1 protein-coding gene is annotated in these 1,069 nt (G+C 27.4%); it reads right to left on the reverse strand.

What is annotated here, in order from left to right; genetic code table 11:
* Positions 1–51 precede the first annotated feature (51 nt).
* A complete protein-coding gene (locus tag HGP29_RS28150) occupies positions 52–1,011 on the reverse strand; it encodes a hypothetical protein (protein ID WP_168885805.1) in 960 nt (319 codons plus the stop codon).
* Between the last annotated feature and the right edge of the window lie 58 nt (positions 1,012–1,069).

The raw sequence follows: 1,069 nt of genomic DNA on the forward strand, positions 1-1,069 counted from the left end.
AACGAAAATGCTAAACACCGAGCGAGGGCGCGTCGCCCGAGTCTTGGAGTTTTAGCTGTTGTTGTGGGTTGTATATTTTTTTAATTTTTGATATAAAGTTGATTTCTTACGATCCTTCAATACCCGTTTTGCAAAACTATCAAAATTCTCTTTTGATTCCTCTTTTAAGTAATTCTCATACATGGGATTTTCGGTAGAAAGATATACTAAATCAACAGTATTTTTTTCGTTCATAAAGTTAATATCTATAGCTCCTGCAAAATATGATTCCTTAATATTTAAATTCTTTATCGGTTCAAGAATGTTTGAAATTATATATGATTTATCATACGTTCTTATTATTGTTTGATAAATAATTTCTTCATTTTCTGAAGGAATGAAAAACGAATACAAATAAGATGATCTAAGTAATAAATCTAGTTCTTTATATTCTCTTAGTCCATAAAGGCTTTTTATTCGTTCATCTAAATGTGGTATTAATGATCGCACATCTGATTCTAAACTTTCAGGATAACTGTTACATGAATCTAATAGCGTTAATGCTTGATTATATTTCTGTTCAACTAATGATATTCTTGCAAGGTTCAAAAAGGAGTTATGTTTTAGAGTTTTATCTGTAATGGTTATGTTGAAGATTAAAGGTTTATTATTCGATTCTAAAAATACTGTTTTGGTGTGTGACCAATAAAATTCTTCTTTTGAATGAATAACTCTTTTATTGTATTCTTTTGATTTTGAATGATTTTTTTGAAGATATAAACTACCTAGTCTATTTAAAATGAAGAGGTTATATAAACTTCTAGAAAAGTCTTTTAAAAGATTCTCATATATAGATATTAATCTTTTTTCTAAGACCATTTTTTGATTGTCTGTTAATTTTAATTCAGTATCAGAAAATAACTCTTCTTCGATTGCTTGAGCATAATAAATCCTGACAGTATCTGATTCAAATGATTGACCATATACTGGTATGCCAAATATTAATAATAGAAGTATTATTTGATGGTACATTAAGTTTAAGTCTAATTGAAATGCTTGATTATATAACCCACAACGAATTTGCTAAACT

It is taken from the genome of Flammeovirga agarivorans, assembly GCF_012641475.1.
Taxonomy (GTDB): Bacteria; Bacteroidota; Bacteroidia; order Cytophagales; family Flammeovirgaceae; genus Flammeovirga; species Flammeovirga agarivorans.